The sequence below is a fragment of the Prescottella equi genome (assembly GCF_002094305.1).
Taxonomy (GTDB): Bacteria; Actinomycetota; Actinomycetes; order Mycobacteriales; family Mycobacteriaceae; genus Prescottella; species Prescottella equi.
In genome coordinates, this window is the sequence record NZ_LWTX01000004.1 from 114,880 (window position 1) to 135,562 (window position 20,683).

Genomic DNA, 20,683 nt, shown 5'->3' on the forward strand with positions numbered 1-20,683 from the left:
GCGATGACCACTACGGCGGCTGCGCTGGACGTCACCAGGATCCGGGAGGACTTCCCGATCCTGGGGCGGACCGTGCGTGACGGAAAGCCCTTGGTGTACCTGGATTCCGGTGCCACCTCGCAGCGTCCGGTGCAGGTGCTCGACGCCGAGCGGGAGTTCCTGACCACGTGCAACGCGGCGGTGCACCGCGGTGCGCATCAGCTGGCCGAGGAGGCCACCGACGCGTACGAGGGTGCCCGTGCCGCGATCGCCTCGTTCGTCGGCGTCGATTCCGACGAGCTGGTGTTCACCAAGAACGCCACCGAGTCACTCAACCTGGTCGCGTACGTGTTCGGTGACGACCGCTTCGACAAGGTGGTCGGGCCCGGCGACGAGATCGTGGTCACCGAACTCGAGCACCACGCGAATCTCGTTCCGTGGCAGGAGCTTGCCCGGCGCACAGGCGCCACGCTGCGCTGGTACGGCATCACCGACGACGGCCGGATCGACCTCGATTCGCTCGAACTGACCGACAAGGTGAAGGTCGTCGCGTTCACGCACCAGTCGAACGTGACGGGCGCGATCTCGCCGGTGGCCGAACTGGTCCGCCGGGCGCGGGCCGTCGGTGCGGTGACCGTGCTCGACGCGTGCCAGTCGGTGCCGCACCTCGCGGTCGACTTCCGTTCCCTCGACGTCGATTTCGCGGCGTTCTCCGGGCACAAGATGCTCGGCCCGTCCGGTGTCGGGGTGCTCTACGGCCGCCGCGAACTGCTGGCGTCGATGCCGCCCTTCATCACGGGCGGTTCGATGATCGAGACCGTCACGATGGAGGTCAGCACCTACGCGCCGCCGCCGCAGCGCTTCGAGGCCGGCGTGCCGATGACGTCGCAGGTGGTCGGGCTCGGCGCCGCCGTGAAGTACCTCGAGAACATCGGCATGGATGCCGTTGCAGCGCACGAACACCTGCTGGTGACGGCGGCGCTCGAGGGCCTCGCCGGCATCGACGGCGTCCGGATCGTCGGCCCCACCGAGGGAATCGATCGCGGTTCGGCCGTCTCGTTCCTCGTCGACGGGATCCATGCCCACGATCTGGGTCAGGTCCTCGACGACGACGGCGTGGCCGTGCGGGTGGGACACCATTGCGCGTGGCCGATGCACCAGCGGTTCGGCATCGCCGCCACCGCTCGAGCGTCCTTCGCGGTGTACAACACCCTCGACGAGGTCGACGCGTTGATCGCCGGGATCCGGCGGGCACAGGACTTCTTCGGCGTGAGCGGAGGTAACTGAGAGTGCGCCTCGAGCAGATGTACCAGGAAGTGATCCTGGACCACTACAAGCACCCGCACGGGCGCGGCCTGCGTGATCCGTTCGGTGCCGAGGTGCATCACGTCAACCCGACGTGCGGCGACGAGATCACGTTGCGCGCGCACCTCACCGAGGGCGAGGACGGCCGGCCGGTGGTCGCCGACATCTCGTACGACGGCCAGGGTTGCTCGATCAGCCAGGCGTCGACGTCGGTGCTGTTCGACCAGATCGTGGGCATGCCGCTCGACGAGGCGTTGCGCACCGTCGACGCGTTCAACGAGATGGTCAGCAGCCGCGGCACCGTCGAGGGCGACGAGGACGTCCTCGGCGACGGCATCGCCTTCAGTGGTGTTTCGAAGTACCCGGCGCGCGTGAAGTGCGCGTTGCTGGGATGGATGGCTTTCAAGGACGCCGTTGTTCGAATAGTCGACGACGAGAACGACCTGGCTCGAACCGGAGGACAGACATCATGACGGACGCGCAGACCGAACAGGCGCAGGCGGACAGCACCGCGACGACCGAGGCCGCCGAGTACGGCGCGACGCTCACCCCGGAGCGACTCGACGAGCTCGAGGAGGCGATGCGTGACGTCGTCGACCCCGAACTCGGTATCAACGTCGTCGACCTCGGTCTGGTCTACGACTTCAAGGAGATCGACGAGAACGGCATCGACGTCGTGCTGCTGGACATGACGCTGACGTCGGCGGCGTGCCCGCTGACCGACGTCATCGAGGAGCAGTCCAAGCGGGCGCTGGTGAACGGCAGCCTGTGCGACGAGCTGCGGATCAACTGGGTCTGGATGCCGCCGTGGGGTCCGGACAAGATCACCGAGGACGGCCGCGAGCAGCTGCGCGCGCTCGGTTTCACCGTCTAGAGACGGGCACGCCCGGTGGCCGGTGATCTGACCTACAGCGAGGTCGGTGCGACTGCCGGGCAGCTGCCGGCGGGATACCGCCACATTCGCAAATCGCTTCCGCTCGGACGCGGCGAGGACACGTTCCTCGCCGCGTCCGACGCGTTGATGCGCTGGGACGTCCACCGTCGTGCCGGGTTGCGGGTCGAGGCCGACAGCGACCGTGCGGCCCCGGGCACCACCGTCGTGTTGCGGTGGTTCGGGCTGACCATCCCGTGCCGCGTCGTCTACGTGATCGACGAGCCCGACCGCCGCGGCTTCGCGTACGGGACGTTGCCCGGCCATCCGGAGTCGGGGGAGGAGCGGTTCTGCGTCGAACGCGACGCCGACGGCAAGGTCCGGGCGACCATCACGGTGTTCTCCCGCCCGGGACGGTGGTTCACACGCCTGGGTGATCCGGTGGTCCGGGTCGTGCAGAGCGTGATGACCGGGCGGTACCTGCGGTGCTTCGTCGCACGTCCCGGCCGGGGATAGCGCGGACTCAGGCTCGTTTACGACGCGCGGGCGCCTTCTTCTTCGCCGGCGCGGGCTTGACCTCCTCGCCGGCGGCCTCGAGGCTGCGCTGCAGTGCCGCCACCAGGTCGACCACCTCGGCGTCCTCGCCGCCCTCTGCACGTTCGGCCGCCGGGATCACCTTCTTGCCGCCACTGGCGATGGCCTCGTCGAGCAATTGCCGGAGCTGGATCTGGTAGTCGTCGGTGAACTCGGTGGGGTCGAAGTCCTCGGCCATGCTGTCGACGAGCGTGCCGGCCATCTTCAGTTCCTTGGCCTTCGGCTCCTCGGCGTCGTCGAGGGACGGGAACTCGGCCGCCCGCACTTCGTCGGGCCACAGGAGCGTCTGGATCACCAATACGCCGTCGCGCTCGCGCAGCGCCGCCAGTCGGGTCTTCTGCCGCAGCGTGAAGTGCACGAGGGCGGTGCGATCGGTCTGGGCGAGCGTCTTCGCCAGCAGGACGTACGCCTTGGGCGACGACGAATCGGGTTCGAGGTAGTAGCTCCTCTCGAACAGGATCGGGTCGATCTGTTCGGTGGGCACGAACTGCAGCACCGGGATCTCGTGCTTCTCGGCGGCGGGGAGCTTGTCGAAGTCCTCGTCGGTCAGGATGACGCGGTCGCCCTCGTCGGAGTCGTACGCCTTGTCGATGTCGGCGAATTGCACCGTCTGCCCGCATTCGCTGCACACGCGGTTGTACTTGATCCGCCCACCGTCCTTCGCGTGGACCTGGTGGAAGCGGATGTCGTGGTCCTCCGTCGCGGAGTACACCTTGACCGGCACATTGACCAGCCCGAACGCGATGGAACCCTTCCAGATTGACCGCATGCCCCCACTATTGCCGAGATTGCGGCGCTGTGCGCGGCACGCGGCGGAGATCATCACCATCTCGAGACATTTCGCCGACGTCCGGGCGACTGTTCGGCGTCCGCGAGGCAGCTGCGGAGAACGCTCGGAGAACGTTGGGTCAACACTTGCGACAATGTGGTGACAATTGGTCTAGTCCGATCGATGCTGGTGCCTGTGACGAACCACAGCAGTTCCCCCAAGGCCCTGTCCCTCCTCCTCGCTGCCGGCACCCTCGCCGCGGGGGTCGCCGCCGTGACCGCCGGCACCGCCGCCGCGGCGCCGACATCGGTCACGAAGACCGTCGTGATCGGACTCGACGGCACCATGCTCGACTACGTCAAGAACGCGAATACCCCCAACCTGCACCGACTGATCGCCGAGGGCACCAGCGGCCAGTCGTCCATCCTCGGGCACCCCACGATCTCCGGACCGTCCTGGTCGACGATCCTCACGGGGGTGTGGCACACCAAGCACGGCGTGGTCGACAACTCGTACAGCGGCGCTCGGTACGACGAGTACCCGACGGCGTTCACGCGCATCGAGCAGGCGAACGCGCAGATGCGCACCGCATCGATCGCCACGTGGGGCGGAATCGCCACGATCTCGAACTCCGGCACCCCGAAGGCCGACGTCGTGGTGTCGACGCCGGATGCCGGCAGCGGTGCGGCGACGGACACGGCGACCGCTACCGCGGTGGCCGCCGAGATCGCCGCCAACGGTCCGGACTTCCTGTTCACCCAGCTCGATCAGGTGGACGGCGCGGGGCACTCGTCGGGAACGTCCGGCGCCGAGTACCTGCCGTCGCTCGAGCGCGTCGACGCCGAGGTCGGCAGGATCGTCGACGCCGTGGACGCCCGCAGCAAGGCGACCGGCGAGAAGTGGACGGTGTTGGTCACTTCCGACCACGGCCACAAGCCGAACGGCGGGCACGGCGGCCAGAGTGCCGAGGAGGCAACGACGTTCGTGATCGCACGCGGCGCCGGCTACCAGGCGGGCGCCACCGACGACGGCTACACGATCGCCGACATCACGCCGACCGTTCTCGACAACCTGGGCATCGCGCAGCCCGCCGACCTCGATGGGGCGCCGCTGCCGAAGACGCCCACGCCCGCGACGGGCTCGCTCGGACGGCTGCCGTCCTGGATCCCGACGGGTTCGCTGGGGTCCTGAGTCACGACCGCCGGACGCCGGCCCGGGCCAGCGTCCGGCGGATCGGCGGCGACACCGTGCAGAAGAGTTGCCACATGGTCGTAGCAGTTCCACGAACGTCGTCGCGGCCCGACAGGTAGGCCCGCTGCCGCTCGGCGGAAAGGGCGAAGAACGCGTCGAAGAACTCCGCGGTCCGAGCGGGATCGAGATCCAGGAGTGCCGACAGGCCCACTTCTCGCAGCGCGCGGACGGCGCGGGCCTGCCATGGCCACAAGGCCTTTCGTGGGTCGTTCTCGGCCACGAGGGCGGCCACGACGGCGTCGGAGGCCGCCAGCGACGCCGCGACGCTGTATCCGGTGCCCGGGTGGATCAGTCCCGCTCGGGCACCGAACGCTGCGATCGCGGGACGGGTGTGCGGCGCCTGCACCGGGAACCGGACGCGTTCGACCTCGAGGTTCGCCGGCAGCTCGACGCCGCGATTGTCGAGGCGCGCGTCGAGCCGTCGACGCAGTTCGTCCAGTGGCAGCCCGGGCCGGCCGACCAGGCACGTCTCCTCGAGCAGCACGGTGTCGTCACTCAACGGCACCGCGTACAGGAAAGAGGGGGAATCGGCGGGTGTGGTGCCGTTGTCGGTCCGCCAGTCCATGAACCAGCAGTCGGCTCCGTCGAGAGCGGGTTTCGCGGCCGCCGCGGGCAGCACGATCCCGAATGCGGTCTGCTCGGCGAACGCCGGATCGGGGCGCAATCCGCGGGCGTCGACCACACGACGGGCGCGGATGTCGGCGCCGTCCCGGAGGGTGACGCCGCCGGGCGACACCGCGCCGACGAAGCCGCGGATCACGTGTGCGTTCGAGATGTCGAGAGCGTGATGCAGTTTCGCGTTGTCGAGGACGCCGTACGCCCGGTCGAGGACGTGGCGCCGGGTGCCCCACGCCTGCGGACGGCCGACGGTCGAGCGCAGCACGGCCGCTCCGAGCCAGCCGGGCAGCTCGTCCACCCAGGCTGCATAGGTGGGCAGCCACGGCCGGTCCGGGTGCGGGTCGACGGCCACCACGCTCAGCCCGGCCCGGGAGGCGCGGTGCGCGAGGGCGCGGCCGGCGGGACCGAGCCCGACGACCGCCAGATCGGGTGCGGCGGTCAGAGCGCGCCCGTCGCGAGCAGCCCGCCGTCGACGCGCACGGTCTCGCCGGTGATCCACGCGGCGTCGTCGGAGACCAGGAAACCGACGAGACCGGCGACGTCCTCGGGAGTGCCGAGCCGCTTCATCGGATAGATCGACGAGGCCTGGTCCTCACCCGCGGCGACGAGGGCGGCAGCGAACTTGGTCTTGACGACGCCCGGGGCGACGGCGTTGACGCGGATCGTCGGTCCGAGCTGCCACGCCAGTTCCTCGGTGAGCCTGATCAGCGCGGCCTTCGAGGCACCGTATGCGGCGATGACGCCCGTGGACCGGATGCCGGCGACACTCGCCAGGTTGACGACGGCGCCACCGTGCTCACCCATCCACGCCCGGTAGGCCTCCTGCACGTAGCCCAGCGCCGCGACGACGTTGACGTCGAAGATCTTGCGGATCGCGTCCAGGTCGGCGTCCATCAGTGCGCCGTACACCGGGTTGATGCCGGTGTTGTTGATCAGGATGTCGAGGGAGCCGAGCTCCGAGACGGTACGGGCCACCGCGTCGCGGCGAGCCTCCGCGTCACCGGCGTTGCCCGCGACGGCGAGTACCTTGCCGCCGTGCCCGAGGCCGCGCAGTTCCTCCGCCGCCTCCTCGAGCGGTTCCGGTTTGCGGGCGGTGACGACCACGTTCGCGCCCCGGGCGAGGAGTTCGGCGGCGATGGCCTTGCCGATGCCGCGGCTGGCGCCGGTGACGAGGGCGTTGCGGTCCTGCAGATCCTTCATGCGTGTCATGGGACCCAAAGTTAGCCGAGTCACCGGACCGTGGTGTGGCGGCGAGCCGAGGTCACGGTAAAATCGGTGGTTCTTGTGCCCGATCGCGGGCACGATGACGTCCCGAGGCTCTCTGCCTCGTTGTTTCGATGGTCGTTCGTTTGAGGAGATTTGCTTGATTACCGCCACCGACCTGGAAGTTCGTGCCGGTGTGCGGACCCTTCTCTCCGCGCCGGGATCGGCGCTGCGCGTGCAGGCCGGTGACCGCATCGGCCTGGTCGGACGCAACGGCGCCGGCAAGACGACGACCCTGCGCATTCTCGCCGGGGAGGGCGAGCCCTACGCGGGCACGGTGATCCGCAGCGGCGACCTCGGTTACCTGCCGCAGGACCCCAAGGAGGGCGACCTCGAGGTTCTCGCGAAGGACCGGGTGCTGTCCGCGCGCGGACTCGACGAGATCATCAAGAAGATGGAAAAGCAGCAGGCCATCATGGCCGAGGCTGCCGACGATACGGTCCGCGACAAGGCCGTCCGCAAGTTCGGCAACCTCGAGGACCGCTTCTCCGCGCTCGGTGGCTATGTAGCCGAGTCCGAGGCCGCCCGCATCTGCAACAGCCTCGGTCTGCCGGACCGGGTGCTGAACCAGCAGCTCAAGACCCTCTCCGGAGGTCAGCGCCGCCGCGTCGAGCTCGCGCGCATCCTGTTCGCCGCGTCCGACGGCTCCGGCGGCAAGTCGAACACCACGCTGCTGCTCGACGAGCCCACCAACCACCTCGACGCCGACTCCATCACGTGGCTCCGCGGTTTCCTGCAGAACCACGACGGCGGACTGATCGTGATCAGCCACGACGTCGACCTGCTCGCCGACGTCGTCAACAAGGTGTGGTTCCTCGACGCCGTACGCGGCGAGGCCGACATCTACAACATGGGCTGGAAGAAGTATCTCGACGCCCGGGCCACCGACGAGCAGCGTCGTCGCCGCGAGCGCGCGAACGCCGAGAAGAAGGCCAGCGCCCTGCGCCAGCAGGCTGCCAAGCTCGGCGCGAAGGCCACCAAGGCGACCGCCGCGCAGAACATGGCCAAGCGCGCCGACAAGATGATGGCTGCGCTCGACGATGTGCGGGTGGACGACAAGGTCGCGCACATCCGCTTCCCGGAGCCCGCGCCGTGCGGCAAGACGCCGCTCATGGCGAAGGAACTCACCAAGGTCTACGGGTCGCTGGAGATCTTCACCGGCGTCGACCTCGCGATCGATCGCGGGTCGCGTGTCGTGATCCTGGGTCTCAACGGTGCCGGCAAGACGACGCTGCTGCGTCTGCTCGGCGGCGTGGAGACGCCGGACCTGGGCGAGCTCGTGCCCGGTCACGGCCTCAAGATCGGCTATTTCGCGCAGGAGCACGACACCCTCGACGACGAGGCGAGCGTGTGGGAGAACATCCGGCACGCGGCACCCGACGCGGGGGAGCAGGACCTGCGCGGTCTGCTCGGCGCGTTCATGTTCAGCGGCCCGCAGCTCGACCAGCCGGCGGGCACGCTGTCCGGTGGTGAGAAGACGCGTCTGGCACTGGCCGGTCTGGTGTCGTCGGCGGCGAATGTCCTGCTGCTCGACGAGCCCACCAACAACCTCGACCCGATCTCCCGCGAGCAGGTGCTCGACGCCCTCCGCAGCTACACCGGCGCCGTCGTACTCGTCACGCACGACCCGGGCGCCGCGGAAGCGCTCAACCCGGAACGCGTCATCCTGCTGCCCGACGGCACCGAGGACCACTGGTCCCAGGAGTACCTGGAACTGATCCAGCTGGCCTAGGCGCTCCGCGCCCGTGCGCCTTTCTGGTAGTTGGGACCACGCAAAGGGCGCACGGGCGGCGTAGCTGCTCGTTTCGTTGATCACGTGTCGGCGGGTGATCTAGCCTGGAATCGAGGCTCGCTCAGCTGACCGGAGGTCGTCATGGCGGAGAGCACGGGAATCTCGCGGGGGGCACGCATCACCGGGGAATCGCGTGACAAGCTCCGCGACGACCTCAAAGCGCAGTACGAGGCCGGTGCGAGTATCCGCACCCTTGCGAATCAGACGGGCCGCTCGTACGGCTTCATTCACAACGTGCTCGTCGAGGCGGACGTGACGCTGCGGCGGCGCGGTGGGCCGAACCGGCGGAAGAAGACCACTGGATGAGATCTGGTTCGGCCGACGGTGAGGCGGGTGCACGGGACCGCGCTCATGGTGCCTGCCAAGGCGAACAGACAGGGGAGACGGAGCGCGACGGTGCTGCGGACGAGCGGCCGGGTTTCCGATGGGACCTCGCACTCCTGGGCGCGCTTCTCGGAGCGGCCACGTGCGGCGTGGGCTATTGGCCGGCGAATTCGGTGCTGCGTGAGACGTTCGGCGTCCAAGCGTTCCCGCCCGCTGGTGGCAGCTACTGGATGTGCTGGTGGCTGCCCGTCGTGGTGGTGATCGGCGTCGTAGGAGTGCTGTTGTTCCCGCGCAGCTCTCGTTCCTTCGCCGGCGGGCTGATCGTGGGACTCGTGGCGGTCGCGGCCGTGATGTGCCTGATCGGCTACTCCGTCGACAGCATGCCTTTCTCCATGTGAGACGGCTCCATGCGAGACGGCCGCCAGCCAGGTGAGCCCCGCAATGTCGAGGATTGAGGATCCGACGCGACGGCAATCGGCTCCGGGTCACCGCCGACCGACCGTAACCTGCAACGCATGGCGTGGTTGGTGCTCGTCGCGATGGGAGTCGTGGTGCTGGTTGCGGTTACGGTGTTGCCGCGGCGCGGGCGGCTCGGTCGCGCGCCCGGGTTCCCCTGGTTCTGGGTGGTGCTCCCCGTCACGTGCATCGCCGTGGCCGCCACCCTGGGCGTACTCTTCCGGCCCGAGATCGTCACCCACGCGTCGAGCATCTGGTGGGATCGACCGGGCACGGGGTCACCCGGGCCTGGATCGCCGCAGGGGCAATTCCTTTCGGCCGAGCAGTTCCAGCGCTACACGATGCTGCGGCGGATGCGATTGATCCTGCCCGCCGTATCCGTCGTAGGAATCGGCCTGGCCGTCGGGGCATGGCGGCGCCGCCGGATATGACCGGCTCCGTCCGCCTACTCGCCCGGCTGCACCAGGTCGCTCCCTGCGCCGGCCAAGATGCGCGGTGAACTAGAAACCGGCGCGGGGGGCCGGTTCTCAGGAATCCTTGCGCCGCACCGATTCTTCGACCAGATCGAGGACGGCCGAGAGATTCTCGGCCCCGTGCCCCGACGCGATGCGGGCGATGAGACCGTCGAGGACCAGGTCGAGGTAGTCGAGCAGGACGTCGGTGGGCAGGTCGTCGCGCAGACGTCCGGCGGACTTCTGGCGCTCGAGCCGGCGCACGGTGGCCTCGGTGAGTTCGGCGCTGCGCTGAGTCCAGTCGCGGGCGAACTCGGGATCGGTGCGCAGGCGCCGGGCGATCTCGAGTCGAGTGCCGAGCCAGTCGAACTGGTCGGGGGACGCGAGCATGTCGCGCATCACCTGGACGAGGCCGCCCTCGGCGACGACGTCGGCCATCCGCTTGGCGTCCTCGTGGGCGAGCGCGAGGAACAGCCCGTCCTTGTCCTTGAAATGGTGGAAGATCGCACCGCGTGAGAGCCCGGTGGTCTCCTCGAGCCGGCGCACGGTCGCGCCGTCGTAGCCGTACTGCGCGAAGCACTGGCGGGCGCCGTCGAGGATCTGGCTCCGTCGCGCCGCGAGATGGTCTTCGCTGACCTTGGGCACAGCCGACTTCCTTTCGTACGAAACTGCAACGGCGGGCCCGAGACTGACGTCCCGAGCCCGCCGTCAGCGCACTGGATGATCCGGAAGGACCCGGATCACACGATCAGGTGACTAGCCCCGGATCATGTTGCGCAGCACGTACTGCAGGATGCCGCCGTTGCGGTAGTAGTCCGCCTCGCCGGGGGTGTCGATGCGGACGACCGCGTCGAACTCGACCTTGCTGCCGTCGGCCTTGGTCGCGGTGACCTTGACCGTCTTCGGGGTGACGCCCTCGTTCAGCTTGGTGATGCCGGCGATGTCGAACACCTCGGTGCCGTCCAGGCCCAGCGACGCGGCGGACTCGCCGGCCGGGAACTGCAGCGGCACGACGCCCATACCGATCAGGTTGGAGCGGTGGATGCGCTCGAACGACTCGGTGATGACGGCCTTGACGCCGAGCAGGCTGGTGCCCTTGGCGGCCCAGTCACGCGACGAACCGGAGCCGTACTCCTTGCCGCCCAGCACGACCAGCGGGATGCCGGCCTTCTGGTAGTTCTGCGACGCGTCGTAGATGAACGCCTGCGGCGCACCCTCCTGGGTGAAGTCGCGGGTGTAGCCACCCGAGACGCCGTCGAGCAGCTGGTTCTGCAGGCGGATGTTCGCGAACGTGCCGCGGATCATCACCTCGTGGTTACCGCGACGCGAGCCCAGGGAGTTGTAGTCCTTGCGCTCGACACCGTTGGCGTCCAGGTACTGCGCGGCCGGGGTGCCGGGCTTGATCGGGCCGGCCGGCGAGATGTGGTCGGTGGTGACCGAGTCGCCGAGCAGCGCGAGCACGCGGGCGCCGGAGATGTCGGTGACCGGAGCCGGATCCATCGTCATGCCGTCGAAGTACGGCGCCTTGCGGACGTAGGTCGAGTTCTCGTCCCACGCGAAGGTGTCACCGGCCGGGGTGGCCAGGTTCTGCCAGCGCTCGTCACCCTTGAAGACGTCGGCGTAGGACTTGCGGAACATGTCCTGGCTGATCGCCGACTTGATGGTGTCGTCGATCTCCTGGGCCGAAGGCCAGATGTCCTTCAGGAAGACGTCGTTGCCGTCCTTGTCCTGGCCCAGCGGATCGGTCTCGAAGTCGAAGTCCATGGTGCCGGCCAGCGCGTACGCGATGACGAGCGGCGGCGACGCCAGGTAGTTCATCTTGACGTCGGGGGAGATGCGACCCTCGAAGTTGCGGTTACCGGAGAGCACCGCGGTGACCGACAGGTCGTGCTCGTTGATCGCCTTGGAGATCTCCTCCGGCAGCGGACCGGTGTTGCCGATGCAGGTGGTGCAGCCGTAGCCGCCCAGGTAGAAGCCGAGCTTCTCGAGGTACGGCCACAGGCCGGCCTTCTCGTAGTAGTCGGAGACGACCTGCGAGCCGGGCGCCATGTTGGTCTTGACCCACGGCTTGGTCTCGAGGCCCTTCTCGACCGCGTTGCGGGCGAGCAGCGCGGCACCGAGCATGACCGACGGGTTCGACGTGTTAGTGCAGGACGTGATGCCCGCGACCGCGACCGCGCCGTGGTCGAGCACGAACTCGCCGCGGTCGGTCTTCACCGTGACCGGCTTCGACGGACGGCCGGTGGAGCCGTTGGCTGCCGACGGAACGGCCACGACCTCGTCGGAGGCGGTGGAGAGCGACGCCGGGTCGGACGCCGGGAAGGACTCCTCGACGGCCTCGTCGAGCGCCGTGTGCGCAGCCTCGTCACCGTTGGTGACGTAGGTGACGATGTCGCGGCGGAACGCGGCCTTCGAGTCCGACAGCAGGATGCGGTCCTGCGGGCGCTTCGGGCCGGCGATCGACGGCACGACGGTGCCGAGGTCCAGCTCGAGGTACTCGGAGTAGGCGGGCTCCTTGTCCGCGTCGTGCCACATGCCCTGCTCCTTGGCGTACGCCTCGACGAGCGCGAGCTGCTCGTCGCTGCGGCCGGTCAGGCGCAGGTAGTTGATGGTCTCGCCGTCGATCGGGAAGATCGCTGCGGTCGAGCCGAACTCGGGGCTCATGTTGCCCAGGGTCGCGCGGTTGGCCAGCGGGACCTCGGCGACACCGGCGCCGTAGAACTCGACGAACTTGCCGACGACACCGTGCTTGCGGAGCATGTCGGTGACGGTGAGCACGACGTCGGTCGCGGTGACGCCCGGCTGGATCTCACCGGTCAGCTTGAAGCCGACGACGCGCGGGATCAGCATGGAGACCGGCTGGCCGAGCATCGCGGCCTCGGCCTCGATGCCGCCGACGCCCCAGCCCAGCACGCCCAGGCCGTTGACCATGGTGGTGTGCGAGTCGGTGCCGACGCAGGTGTCGGGGTACGCCTGGCCGTTGCGGGTCATGACGGTGGGAGCCAGGTACTCGATGTTGACCTGGTGGACGATGCCCATGCCCGGGGGGACGACCTTGAAGTCGTCGAACGCGCCCTGGCCCCAGCGCAGGAACTGGTAACGCTCGCCGTTGCGCTGGTACTCGAGGTCGACGTTGCGCTCGAGGGCGTCGGCGCGGCCGAACACGTCGAGGATGACCGAGTGGTCGATGACCATGTCGGCGGGGGAGAGCGGGTTGACCTTGTTCGGGTCGCCGCCGAGGGTGGTGACGGCCTCACGCATGGTGGCGAGGTCGACGACACACGGCACGCCGGTGAAGTCCTGCATGATCACGCGCGCGGGCGTGAACTGGATCTCGACACTCGGCTCGGCCGAGGGATCCCAGTTCGCGATGGCGCGAATGTGATCGGCGGTGATGTTGGCGCCGTCCTCCGTGCGCAGGAGGTTCTCGGCGAGAACCTTCAGTGCGTAGGGCAGCTTCTCGGTGCCGGGCACGGCCGAGAGGCGGAAGATCTCGTACGAGTTGTCTCCGACCTCGAGGGTTCCCTTGGCGCCGAACGTATCAATACTGGTGGTCACGTCAGCTCCACTCGTCTTTGAGGTTCGCCGCCGACGGGGCTGTGTCGACGGCTGAAGCGAGGCACGCGAACAAGGCCAGGTCCGATCGGCGGACCGAACCCGACGGTTACGCGGGCGTCTCGGATCGAGTCTAACAGTACGCTTGTCCTGTGAGACTGCGGGGTCGGGCCCGGATCGGACGTCCGAACGTCGGACTGCCACGGCGACTCGCGTCGCTCCAATCCTCACGTAGTCGCCACGCGGGTGCAACGGACGGCGCGGCCGGTGGTCCGGTACGTCACGTACTGTGCAGATCAGTCTGCCCGTCGCACCCGACCCCGGATGAGAGATGACTGCCTCAATCGCGCCCGTCCTGCTCCCGAACATCGCCAAGATCCCCGACGACGTCTCGCTCGACGCGGTGTTCGCGGATCTGTCCGACGACAACGTGTCGGCGCCCGACGCGGATGTGGAGGGACTCCAGGCCGTCGTCGCCCGGGCGCAGGAGGACGGTGTGACGCTCCGCATCGTGGTCGTCGACTCGGATCCGCACGGCCCCGAACCTCTCCGGGATCTCGCGACCGAGGTGGGGAAGGTCGAGGGCGGCACAGTGCTCGTGCTCAGCCCGTCTGCCAACGGCACGTACAGCGACACGATCAGCCGGGTGGTCCTCGAGAACGCGCAGGATCGAACCTTCACCGGTAATCCCGTCGATTCGGCGAACAATTTCGTCGACGGCATCACCGAGCCGGCGCCGCGTTGGGGACTCGTGACCGCCTTGCTGGTGCTGCTGGTCGCGGCGGTCGCAGGGGTCTCCTTCGTCGCGAAGGCCCGCCGCGGGCAGGGAGCGCGGCCCGTCGCCGCGGAGTCGACACCGGGGAACGGCGAGCACCCGACCGGAAGCTGATTCCGGCAGCCCCTCCGCATTTGCGCAGGTCGAATTACGTCGGCGTCATTTGTGACAAGAGTGCACCAGAGCGTGCAAAGTGTCGTACGGTGCCAGTGGCACTTTTTGGGGAAGAAGTGTCGCATGAGTGACGTGACGATTCATGTGACGGCGAGAAACGTCGCGTGATCTGCGCGTCGGCGCGGTTCGTCTCCGCGGTGACGCTCCTCCCCGCACGGGCCGGGCAGACAGCCGGGTTCGGTCACAGCAGTTGGGAGGGTGTTGTGGGGCGAAGGGGCTCACGCGCAGGCGTGCGGCGTCCGGCATTGGTACGCGCGCGCTCGGCCGGTGCGCGGGCTCTGCTGGGCGCGAGCGTGGTGTGCGCCCTCGTCGCAGGCCCACCCGGCACGGCTGCCGCGGTGCCGCCACCGCCACCGAACCCGTCCGACGCCGAGATCGAGAGTGGAAACGCCCGAGTCTCCGAGGGTGTCTCGCAGGTCGGCGACCTCATCAATCAGGTCGCGACCGCGAACCAGCAGCTCGCGCAGCTCGACGACGAGGTTGCGATCAAACGCGAGGACGTCAACAAGGCCCTCGTCGACCTGCAGAGCGCGCGGGACGAGGCCGCAGCCGCCGGTGCGCAGGTGGAACAGAGTCAGCAAGCGTTGCGCGACGCCGGCACCCAGATCGAGCAGGCCCGTAAACGGTTCACCGACTACGCGGTGTCGAGTTACACCAAGGGGCGTAACGTCGCGTCGCTGTCGTCGTTCTTCGGCGCGGACGGACCCGAGGACATCCTCGACCGGGCCCAGATGATGCGGATGCTGTCGGCGAGCCAGAAGGCGATCCTGGAGAACCTCGAGCGGGCGCGAACCGAGCAGGCCAACCGGGACTCGGCGGCGCGCGAGGCGAAGCAGCGCGCCGATGCCGCCGCGGGCGCTGCCGAGAACAAGAAGGCCGAAGCCGAACAGGCGATCGCCGCGGCTCGCAGCGCCCTTCAGGAACAGGCCGCACGCAAGGCGCAGATCGAGTCCCAGCGAGACGGCGCCCAGGCGCAACTCGACGCGGCGCGCGCCAACGTGACCGGGCTGCAGGGGCAGCGCGACGCCTATCTGGAGTGGGACAACCAGCGTCGTGCCGAGGAGGCCGCGGCTGCGGCTGCGGCTGCGGCGGCCGCCGAGGCCGCGCGCCGGGCGGCCGCCGACCAGGCGTCGCGGGAGCGCGCATCGCAAGTGGCGGACAGCGAGCGGCCGCACACCCAGATCGACGACGACGGCGAATGGTCGGCGCCCGCGCAGTCCGCGCCCAAGCCGATGGCGCCGTCGGTGACCGGAGCCGGCGCGATCGAGACGGTGATCGACCGCGGCATGTCGCAGCTCGGCCTGCCGTACGCGTGGGGTGGTGGCAACGCGAACGGTCCGACGCTGGGCATCCGCGACGGCGGCGTCGCGGACAGCTACGGCGACTTCAACAAGGTGGGGTTCGACTGCTCGGGCCTGATGATCTACGCGTTCGCCGGGATCGGGATCTCGCTCCCGCACTACACGGGTTACCAGTACACCGCCGGTACGCAGGTCCCGTCGTCGCAGATGCGACGCGGAGACATGATCTTCTGGGGCCCCGGCGCAAGCCAGCACGTCGCGCTGTACCTGGGTGACGGGCAGATGCTCGAGGCCCCGCAGTCCGGTTCGACGGTCCGGGTCTCGCCGGTGCGCTGGGACGGAATGACTCCGTACGCTGTCCGTATGGTGTCGTAGCTCGCGCCGGCTTCGTGCGGCGGTGGGGTGACACCTGGAATAGTTGAGCGGGCAAGACTGGCAAGGCGATGGAACCGATCTAGGTGGAAGCGGGGACTGTTGGTGACCTCACGTGACGGCGCGGTGGCTGGGTCGGGTTCGCAGGGGGCGGTCCATCCGGACGCGGGCTCGGGAACGTCGGACCTGGCGCGGGACGTGCACACGCTCGAGCGCGCGATCTACGAGGTCAAGCGGGTCATCGTCGGCCAGGACCGCCTGGTGGAACGGATGCTCGTCGGCGTTCTCGCCAAGGGGCACGTGCTGCTCGAGGGTGTTCCGGGCGTCGCGAAGACCCTTGCGGTGGAGACGTTCGCGAAGGTGGTCGGCGGATCGTTCTCCCGCGTCCAGTTCACCCCGGACCTCGTGCCGACCGACCTGATCGGCACCCGCATCTACCGGCAGGGGCGCGAGCAGTTCGACACCGAGCTCGGCCCGGTGGTCGCCAACTTCCTGCTGGCCGACGAGATCAACCGCGCTCCCGCGAAGGTGCAGTCCGCACTGCTCGAGGTCATGGCCGAGCGGCACGTCTCGATCGGCGGCAAGACCTACGCGATGCCGGAACCGTTCCTGGTGATGGCGACGCAGAACCCCATCGAGAACGAGGGCGTCTACCCGCTGCCCGAGGCGCAGCGCGACCGCTTCCTGTTCAAGGTGCTCGTCGACTACCCGTCCGTCGAGGAAGAGCGCGAGATCGTCTACCGCATGGGTGTCGCGGCACCCGAACCCAGCCAGGTTCTCGACCCGCAGGAACTGGTCCGGCTGCAGAAGGTCGCGAGCAACGTCTTCGTGCACCACGCGCTCGTCGACTACGTCGTCCGCGTCATCGCCGCGACCCGCACGCCGCGCGAGTTCGGTCTCGACGACGTCGCGGGCTGGATCGCGTACGGCGCGTCGCCGCGCGCGACCCTCGGCATCATCTCGGCGTCGCGTGCGCTCGCGCTGCTCCGCGGCCGCGACTACGTGGTACCGCAGGACGTACTCGAGATCATCCCGGACGTCCTTCGCCACCGGCTGGTGCTGTCGTACGACGCCCTCGCCGACGAGGTCACCCCGCAGGACGTGATCACTCGTGTCCTGCAGACCGTCGGGCTGCCGCAGGTCGGTGCACAACCGGTGCCGCAGGCGGCGCCGCCCGCGCCCCCGGCGTACGACGCCGGGCCGCTGTCCCCGTCGGGCACGCAGCCGCAGTGACCCGGAAACCGGGTGCGGTTCCGTCGTTCCGGTCCGGATCGTTGCGCGATCCGGAACTCACCGCGGCGCTGCGCACGCTCGAACTGACGGTGCGTCGACGCCTCGACGGCGTGCTGCACGGCGATCACCTCGGGCTCATCCCGGGCCCGGGTTCCGAGCCCGGCGATGCCCGCGAGTACCAGCCCGGCGACGACGTCCGGCAGATGGACTGGTCGGTCACGGCGCGCACCACGCACCCGCACGTCCGGCAGACCGTCGCCGACCGCGAGCTGGAGACGTGGCTGGTGGTCGACCTGTCGTCGAGCCTGGACTTCGGCACCGCGCTGTGCGAGAAGCGCGACCTCGCGGTGGCGGCCGCGTCGGCGGTGACGTATCTGGCGGGTGGCAGCGGCAACCGGATCGGGGCGGTCGTGGCGACGGGCGACCGCATGCTGCGCATCCCAGCCCGCGGTGGACGCGTCCACGCGCAGGCGATGCTGCGCCGGATCGCAACCACCCCGCATGCCGCCGAGGGCGTGCGCGGCGATCTGCGGGGTGCGCTCGAGTCGCTGCGCCGTCCGGAACGTCGACGCGGGCTCGCGGTGGTGATCAGTGACTTCCTCGGCCCGATCGACTGGGAGCGGTCGCTGCGGGCGCTGTCCGGGCGACACGAACTGCTGGGCATCGAGGTGCTCGACCCGCGGGACCTCGAGCTGCCCGACGCGGGGGACGTCGTACTCTTCGACCCCGAGTCCGGTCGCACCCGCGAGTTCGCGACCACGCCGCGCCTGCGTGCCGACTTCGCGCAGGCCGCGGCCGCGCACCGTCACGCCGTCGAATCGACGTTGCGGCGCTGTGGCGCACCGCGGCTGAGTCTGAGCACCGATCGGGACTGGATCGCCGACGTCGTGCGGTTCGTCTCGTCCCGGCGGCACAGCTACGGGGCGCCCACCCGCGGGGTGACCGGCCGATGAGTCTGTCCCAGTTCGCATCTCCGTGGTGGCTGCTGTTCCTGGCGGTCGTCGTCGCGCTCACCGCCGGGTACGTGGTGATCCAGCGGCGCCGGCAGAAGCACGTGCTGCGGTTCGCCAACATGGAGCTGCTCGAGAAGGTCGCACCCAACCGGCCGAACATCACCCGCCACCTGCCGACCGCACTGCTGCTGGTCGGGTTGGTGTTCCTCACGGTGGCGCTGGCCGGACCCACCGCCGACAAGCGGGTGCCGCGCAACCGCGCGACCGTGGTACTGGTGATCGACGTGTCGCTGTCGATGAAGGCGACCGACGTCGAGCCGAGTCGTCTGGCCGCAGCGCAGGAGGCCGCCAAGTCGTTCGCGGACGGGCTCACTCCGGGCATCAACCTCGGCCTGGTCGCGTTCGCGGGCACCGCGTCGGTGCTGGTGTCGCCCACCCCGAACCGCGACGAGACGAAGGCCGCGATCGACAACCTGACGCTCAGCGAACGCACCGCGACCGGTGAGGCGATCTTCACGTCACTGCAGTCGATCGACACCCTCGCGGCGGTACTCGGCGGCAGCGAGCAAGCGCCGCCCGCCCGGATCGTGTTGCTGTCGGACGGCAAGCAGACGGTCCCGGAGAGCCCCGACGACCCGCGCGGCGGTTTCACCGCGGCCCGCCAGGCCAAGGACAAGGGCGTGCCGATCTCGACGATCTCCTTCGGTACCGGTTACGGCACCGTCGAGATCGAGGGCGACCGGATTCCCGTCCCGGTCGACGACCCGTCGCTGCGGGAGATCGCGAACCTGTCCGGCGGCAACTTCTTCACCGCGTCGAGTCTCGAGGAACTACGTGACGTCTACGACACGCTCGAGGAGCAGATCGGATTCGAGAACGCACGCGGCGACGCGAGCCGCCCCTGGCTGGTGCTCGGTGTGCTGTTCAGCGCCTCGGGGCTGGCCACCGCGCTGATCCTCCGGCAACGCCTGCCATGACCGCTGGGGCGCCCGTCCCGTGCGTCGATTTCGTCCACCTGGACACGTAACCCGCAACCGAACAGATAGGTTGATCGCATGTCGAACACCAGCAGCCCGTCCCGTTCCGTGCTCGTGACGGGAGGCAACCGCGGCATCGGCCTGGCCGTCGCGCGGCGCCTCCTCGACGACGGTCACAAGGTGGCCGTCACGCACCGTGGCTCGGGCGCGCCGGAGGGGCTGTTCGGAGTCAAGTGCGATGTCACCGACGCGGATTCGATCGATCGTGCGTTCAAGGAGGTCGAGGAGCACCAGGGGCCGGTGGAGGTGCTGGTCGCCAACGCCGGCATCACCGACGACACGCTCCTCATGCGCATGGACGAGGACCAGTTCACCCGCGTCCTCGATGCCAACCTCACCGGTGCCTTCAGGTGTGCCAAGCGCGCCAACCGCGCCATGCTCCGCGCCCGCTGGGGTCGGATGATCTTCCTGGGATCGGTGGTCGGCATGGCGGGCCAGGCCGGTCAGATCAACTACGCCGCCTCCAAGGCCGGTGTGATCGGCATGGCGCGGTCGCTCACGCGTGAGCTGGGGTCGCGATCGATCACCGCGAACGTCGTCGCGCCGGGCTTCATCGAGACCGACATGACCGCCGAACTGTCGGACGACCTGCGGGACACGGCCAAGAAGTTCATCCCGCTGCAGCGGCTCGGGCAGCCCGAGGACGTCGCCGCCGTGGTGAGCTTCCTGGCGTCCGACGATTCCGCGTACGTCTCCGGTGCCGTGATCCCGGTCGACGGCGGCATGGGCATGGGGCACTGACCGCACCCGCTTTTCCCGGAAATCTCACGCACCCACAGACTTTCATCACAGGAGTAGCAACAACATGGGCGGACTGCTCGCGGGCAAGACCATTCTCGTCACCGGCATCATCACCGACGCCTCCATCGCGTTCCACGTCGCGCGAGTGGCGCAGGAGCAGGGCGCGAAGGTGATCATCACGGGCTTCGACCGCCTGCGGCTGATCGACCGGATCGCGCAGCGGCTGCCGGAACCGGTGCCGCCGGCAGTCGAACTCGACGTGCAGAACGACGAGCACCTCGCGACCCTGGCCGAGCGGGTCCGCGAACTGGCCCCCGAGGGCCTCGACGGTGTCGTCCACTCCATCGCGTACTCGCCGCGCTCGGGTCTCGGCGCGCCGTTCCTCGACGCCCCCTGGTCGGACATCTCGAACGCGATGGAGATCTCGGCGTACTCGTACGCGTCACTCGCCAAGGCGCTGCTGCCGGTCCTCAACGACAACGCGTCGATCGTCGGCATGGACTTCGACCCGTCCCGCGCGATGCCGTTCTACAACTGGATGGGCGTGTCGAAGGCCACCCTCGAGGCCGTGAACCGGTACGTCGCCAAGGAGGTCGGCACTCGCGGGATCCGCTCGAATCTCGTTGCGGCCGGCCCGGTCAAGACGCTCGCCGCGAAGGCCATCGCGGGCGACGCGACCGGCCCCGGCGCGGAGTTGAACAAGCTGAACACCGCGTGGGACAGTGCGGCGCCGATCGGCTGGGACGTCGACGACCCGACGCCGGTCGCGAAGAGCGTCTGCACGGTCCTCTCGGACTGGCTGCCCGGCACCACAGCATCGATCATCTACGTCGACGGCGGCTTCCACGCGGTGGTCGGCTGACCCGTC

The 20,683-nt window shown here is 69.0% G+C and carries 21 protein-coding genes; 16 read left to right on the forward strand and 5 right to left on the reverse strand.

The features are described from left to right. Positions 1-3 precede the first annotated feature (3 nt). From A6I89_RS12720 to A6I89_RS12735, 4 genes are read left to right on the forward strand one after another with little or no spacing between them, the layout of a single operon-like run. On the forward strand, positions 4-1,266 hold the full coding sequence (locus A6I89_RS12720) for a cysteine desulfurase (RefSeq protein WP_022595832.1): 1,263 nt from the start codon (positions 4-6) through the stop codon (positions 1,264-1,266). A gap of 2 nt (positions 1,267-1,268) precedes the next feature. Further along, entirely contained in the window at positions 1,269-1,757 is a 489-nt protein-coding gene (gene sufU, locus A6I89_RS12725) for a Fe-S cluster assembly sulfur transfer protein SufU (protein ID WP_005513360.1), read from the forward strand. Then, positions 1,754-2,158 (forward strand): metal-sulfur cluster assembly factor, encoded by a 405-nt coding sequence (locus A6I89_RS12730; protein ID WP_005513359.1) that lies wholly within the window; start codon positions 1,754-1,756, stop codon positions 2,156-2,158. The genes sufU and A6I89_RS12730 overlap by 4 nt, the downstream gene beginning before the upstream one ends. 15 nt (positions 2,159-2,173) lie before the next feature. After that, complete coding sequence (locus tag A6I89_RS12735; RefSeq protein WP_022595834.1) at positions 2,174-2,671, forward strand: DUF1990 family protein; 498 nt, start codon at positions 2,174-2,176, stop codon at positions 2,669-2,671. 7 nt (positions 2,672-2,678) lie between these two features. Here A6I89_RS12735 and ku read toward each other — a convergent pair whose 3' ends face one another. Beyond that, the gene (gene ku / locus A6I89_RS12740) at positions 2,679-3,518 is read right to left on the reverse strand and encodes a non-homologous end joining protein Ku (RefSeq protein ID WP_044991011.1); all 840 of its coding nucleotides are present in this window, start codon (positions 3,516-3,518) and stop codon (positions 2,679-2,681) included. A 195-nt stretch (positions 3,519-3,713) separates the two neighbouring features. Between ku and A6I89_RS12745 the strand changes: the two genes are divergently transcribed. Then, positions 3,714-4,709 (forward strand): alkaline phosphatase family protein, encoded by a 996-nt coding sequence (locus A6I89_RS12745; protein ID WP_022595837.1) that lies wholly within the window; start codon positions 3,714-3,716, stop codon positions 4,707-4,709. Position 4,710: 1 nt separating this feature from the next. Here the strand turns inward: A6I89_RS12745 and A6I89_RS12750 are convergent, their stop codons facing one another. Both A6I89_RS12750 and A6I89_RS12755 read right to left on the reverse strand, forming a co-directional pair. After that, complete coding sequence (locus tag A6I89_RS12750; protein ID WP_005513354.1) at positions 4,711-5,886, reverse strand: lycopene cyclase family protein; 1,176 nt, start codon at positions 5,884-5,886, stop codon at positions 4,711-4,713. Next, entirely contained in the window at positions 5,826-6,596 is a 771-nt protein-coding gene (locus tag A6I89_RS12755; RefSeq protein ID WP_022595839.1) for an SDR family oxidoreductase, read from the reverse strand. The genes A6I89_RS12750 and A6I89_RS12755 overlap by 61 nt, the downstream gene beginning before the upstream one ends. Positions 6,597-6,750: 154 nt before the next feature. On the opposite strand from A6I89_RS12755, the gene A6I89_RS12760 reads away from it, so the two are divergent. The 4 genes from A6I89_RS12760 (at position 6,751) to A6I89_RS12775 (ending at position 9,653) form a co-directional block, all read left to right on the forward strand. Next, positions 6,751-8,382, forward strand: coding sequence for an ABC-F family ATP-binding cassette domain-containing protein (locus A6I89_RS12760; RefSeq protein ID WP_022595841.1), 1,632 nt, complete (start codon positions 6,751-6,753; stop codon positions 8,380-8,382). A gap of 141 nt (positions 8,383-8,523) precedes the next feature. Beyond that, positions 8,524-8,748: a helix-turn-helix domain-containing protein gene (locus A6I89_RS12765; protein WP_005513350.1), complete on the forward strand. Its 225-nt coding sequence runs from the start codon at positions 8,524-8,526 to the stop codon at positions 8,746-8,748. Next, entirely contained in the window at positions 8,745-9,164 is a 420-nt protein-coding gene (locus A6I89_RS24400) for a hypothetical protein (RefSeq protein ID WP_022595843.1), read from the forward strand. The genes A6I89_RS12765 and A6I89_RS24400 overlap by 4 nt, the downstream gene beginning before the upstream one ends. A gap of 117 nt (positions 9,165-9,281) precedes the next feature. Next, a complete protein-coding gene (locus tag A6I89_RS12775) occupies positions 9,282-9,653 on the forward strand; it encodes a hypothetical protein (RefSeq protein WP_022595845.1) in 372 nt (123 codons plus the stop codon). Between the two features lie 96 nt (positions 9,654-9,749). Here A6I89_RS12775 and A6I89_RS12780 read toward each other — a convergent pair whose 3' ends face one another. Together A6I89_RS12780 and acnA are read right to left on the reverse strand one after the other, a co-directional pair. After that, on the reverse strand, positions 9,750-10,319 hold the full coding sequence (locus A6I89_RS12780) for a TetR/AcrR family transcriptional regulator (protein WP_005513342.1): 570 nt from the start codon (positions 10,317-10,319) through the stop codon (positions 9,750-9,752). Between the two features lie 111 nt (positions 10,320-10,430). Further along, on the reverse strand, positions 10,431-13,232 hold the full coding sequence (acnA, locus tag A6I89_RS12785) for an aconitate hydratase AcnA (protein ID WP_005513337.1): 2,802 nt from the start codon (positions 13,230-13,232) through the stop codon (positions 10,431-10,433). Positions 13,233-13,560: 328 nt separating this feature from the next. Between acnA and A6I89_RS12790 the strand changes: the two genes are divergently transcribed. The 7 genes from A6I89_RS12790 (at position 13,561) to inhA (ending at position 20,677) form a co-directional block, all read left to right on the forward strand. Further along, the gene (locus A6I89_RS12790; protein ID WP_005513333.1) at positions 13,561-14,118 is read left to right on the forward strand and encodes an Rv1476 family membrane protein; all 558 of its coding nucleotides are present in this window, start codon (positions 13,561-13,563) and stop codon (positions 14,116-14,118) included. 290 nt (positions 14,119-14,408) lie between these two features. Beyond that, positions 14,409-15,854, forward strand: a complete 1,446-nt coding sequence (locus tag A6I89_RS12795) for an NlpC/P60 family protein (RefSeq protein ID WP_022595847.1) — start codon at positions 14,409-14,411, stop codon at positions 15,852-15,854. Between the two features lie 102 nt (positions 15,855-15,956). Continuing rightward, positions 15,957-17,084: an AAA family ATPase gene (locus A6I89_RS12800; RefSeq protein ID WP_013415966.1), complete on the forward strand. Its 1,128-nt coding sequence runs from the start codon at positions 15,957-15,959 to the stop codon at positions 17,082-17,084. After that, complete coding sequence (locus A6I89_RS12805; RefSeq protein ID WP_005513328.1) at positions 17,081-18,037, forward strand: DUF58 domain-containing protein; 957 nt, start codon at positions 17,081-17,083, stop codon at positions 18,035-18,037. The genes A6I89_RS12800 and A6I89_RS12805 overlap by 4 nt, the downstream gene beginning before the upstream one ends. Beyond that, entirely contained in the window at positions 18,034-19,014 is a 981-nt protein-coding gene (locus A6I89_RS12810) for a VWA domain-containing protein (protein ID WP_005513327.1), read from the forward strand. The genes A6I89_RS12805 and A6I89_RS12810 overlap by 4 nt, the downstream gene beginning before the upstream one ends. A 78-nt stretch (positions 19,015-19,092) precedes the next feature. Then, entirely contained in the window at positions 19,093-19,815 is a 723-nt protein-coding gene (gene fabG1, locus A6I89_RS12815) for a 3-oxoacyl-ACP reductase FabG1 (RefSeq protein WP_005513326.1), read from the forward strand. 64 nt (positions 19,816-19,879) lie between these two features. Continuing rightward, entirely contained in the window at positions 19,880-20,677 is a 798-nt protein-coding gene (gene inhA, locus A6I89_RS12820; RefSeq protein ID WP_005513325.1) for an NADH-dependent enoyl-ACP reductase InhA, read from the forward strand. Positions 20,678-20,683 lie beyond the last annotated feature (6 nt).

Coding starts and splice junctions, on each gene's coding strand:
- A6I89_RS24400 (WP_022595843.1), top strand. CDS start 8,745: ATGAGATCTGGTTCGGCCGACGGTGAGGCGGGTGCACGGGACCGCGCT.
- fabG1 (WP_005513326.1), top strand. CDS start 19,093: ATGTCGAACACCAGCAGCCCGTCCCGTTCCGTGCTCGTGACGGGAGGC.
- ku (WP_044991011.1), bottom strand. CDS start 3,518: ATGCGGTCAATCTGGAAGGGTTCCATCGCGTTCGGGCTGGTCAATGTG.
- A6I89_RS12755 (WP_022595839.1), bottom strand. CDS start 6,596: ATGACACGCATGAAGGATCTGCAGGACCGCAACGCCCTCGTCACCGGC.
- A6I89_RS12775 (WP_022595845.1), top strand. CDS start 9,282: ATGGCGTGGTTGGTGCTCGTCGCGATGGGAGTCGTGGTGCTGGTTGCG.
- A6I89_RS12790 (WP_005513333.1), top strand. CDS start 13,561: ATGACTGCCTCAATCGCGCCCGTCCTGCTCCCGAACATCGCCAAGATC.
- A6I89_RS12730 (WP_005513359.1), top strand. CDS start 1,754: ATGACGGACGCGCAGACCGAACAGGCGCAGGCGGACAGCACCGCGACG.
- A6I89_RS12765 (WP_005513350.1), top strand. CDS start 8,524: ATGGCGGAGAGCACGGGAATCTCGCGGGGGGCACGCATCACCGGGGAA.
- A6I89_RS12720 (WP_022595832.1), top strand. CDS start 4: ATGACCACTACGGCGGCTGCGCTGGACGTCACCAGGATCCGGGAGGAC.
- inhA (WP_005513325.1), top strand. CDS start 19,880: ATGGGCGGACTGCTCGCGGGCAAGACCATTCTCGTCACCGGCATCATC.
- A6I89_RS12810 (WP_005513327.1), top strand. CDS start 18,034: ATGAGTCTGTCCCAGTTCGCATCTCCGTGGTGGCTGCTGTTCCTGGCG.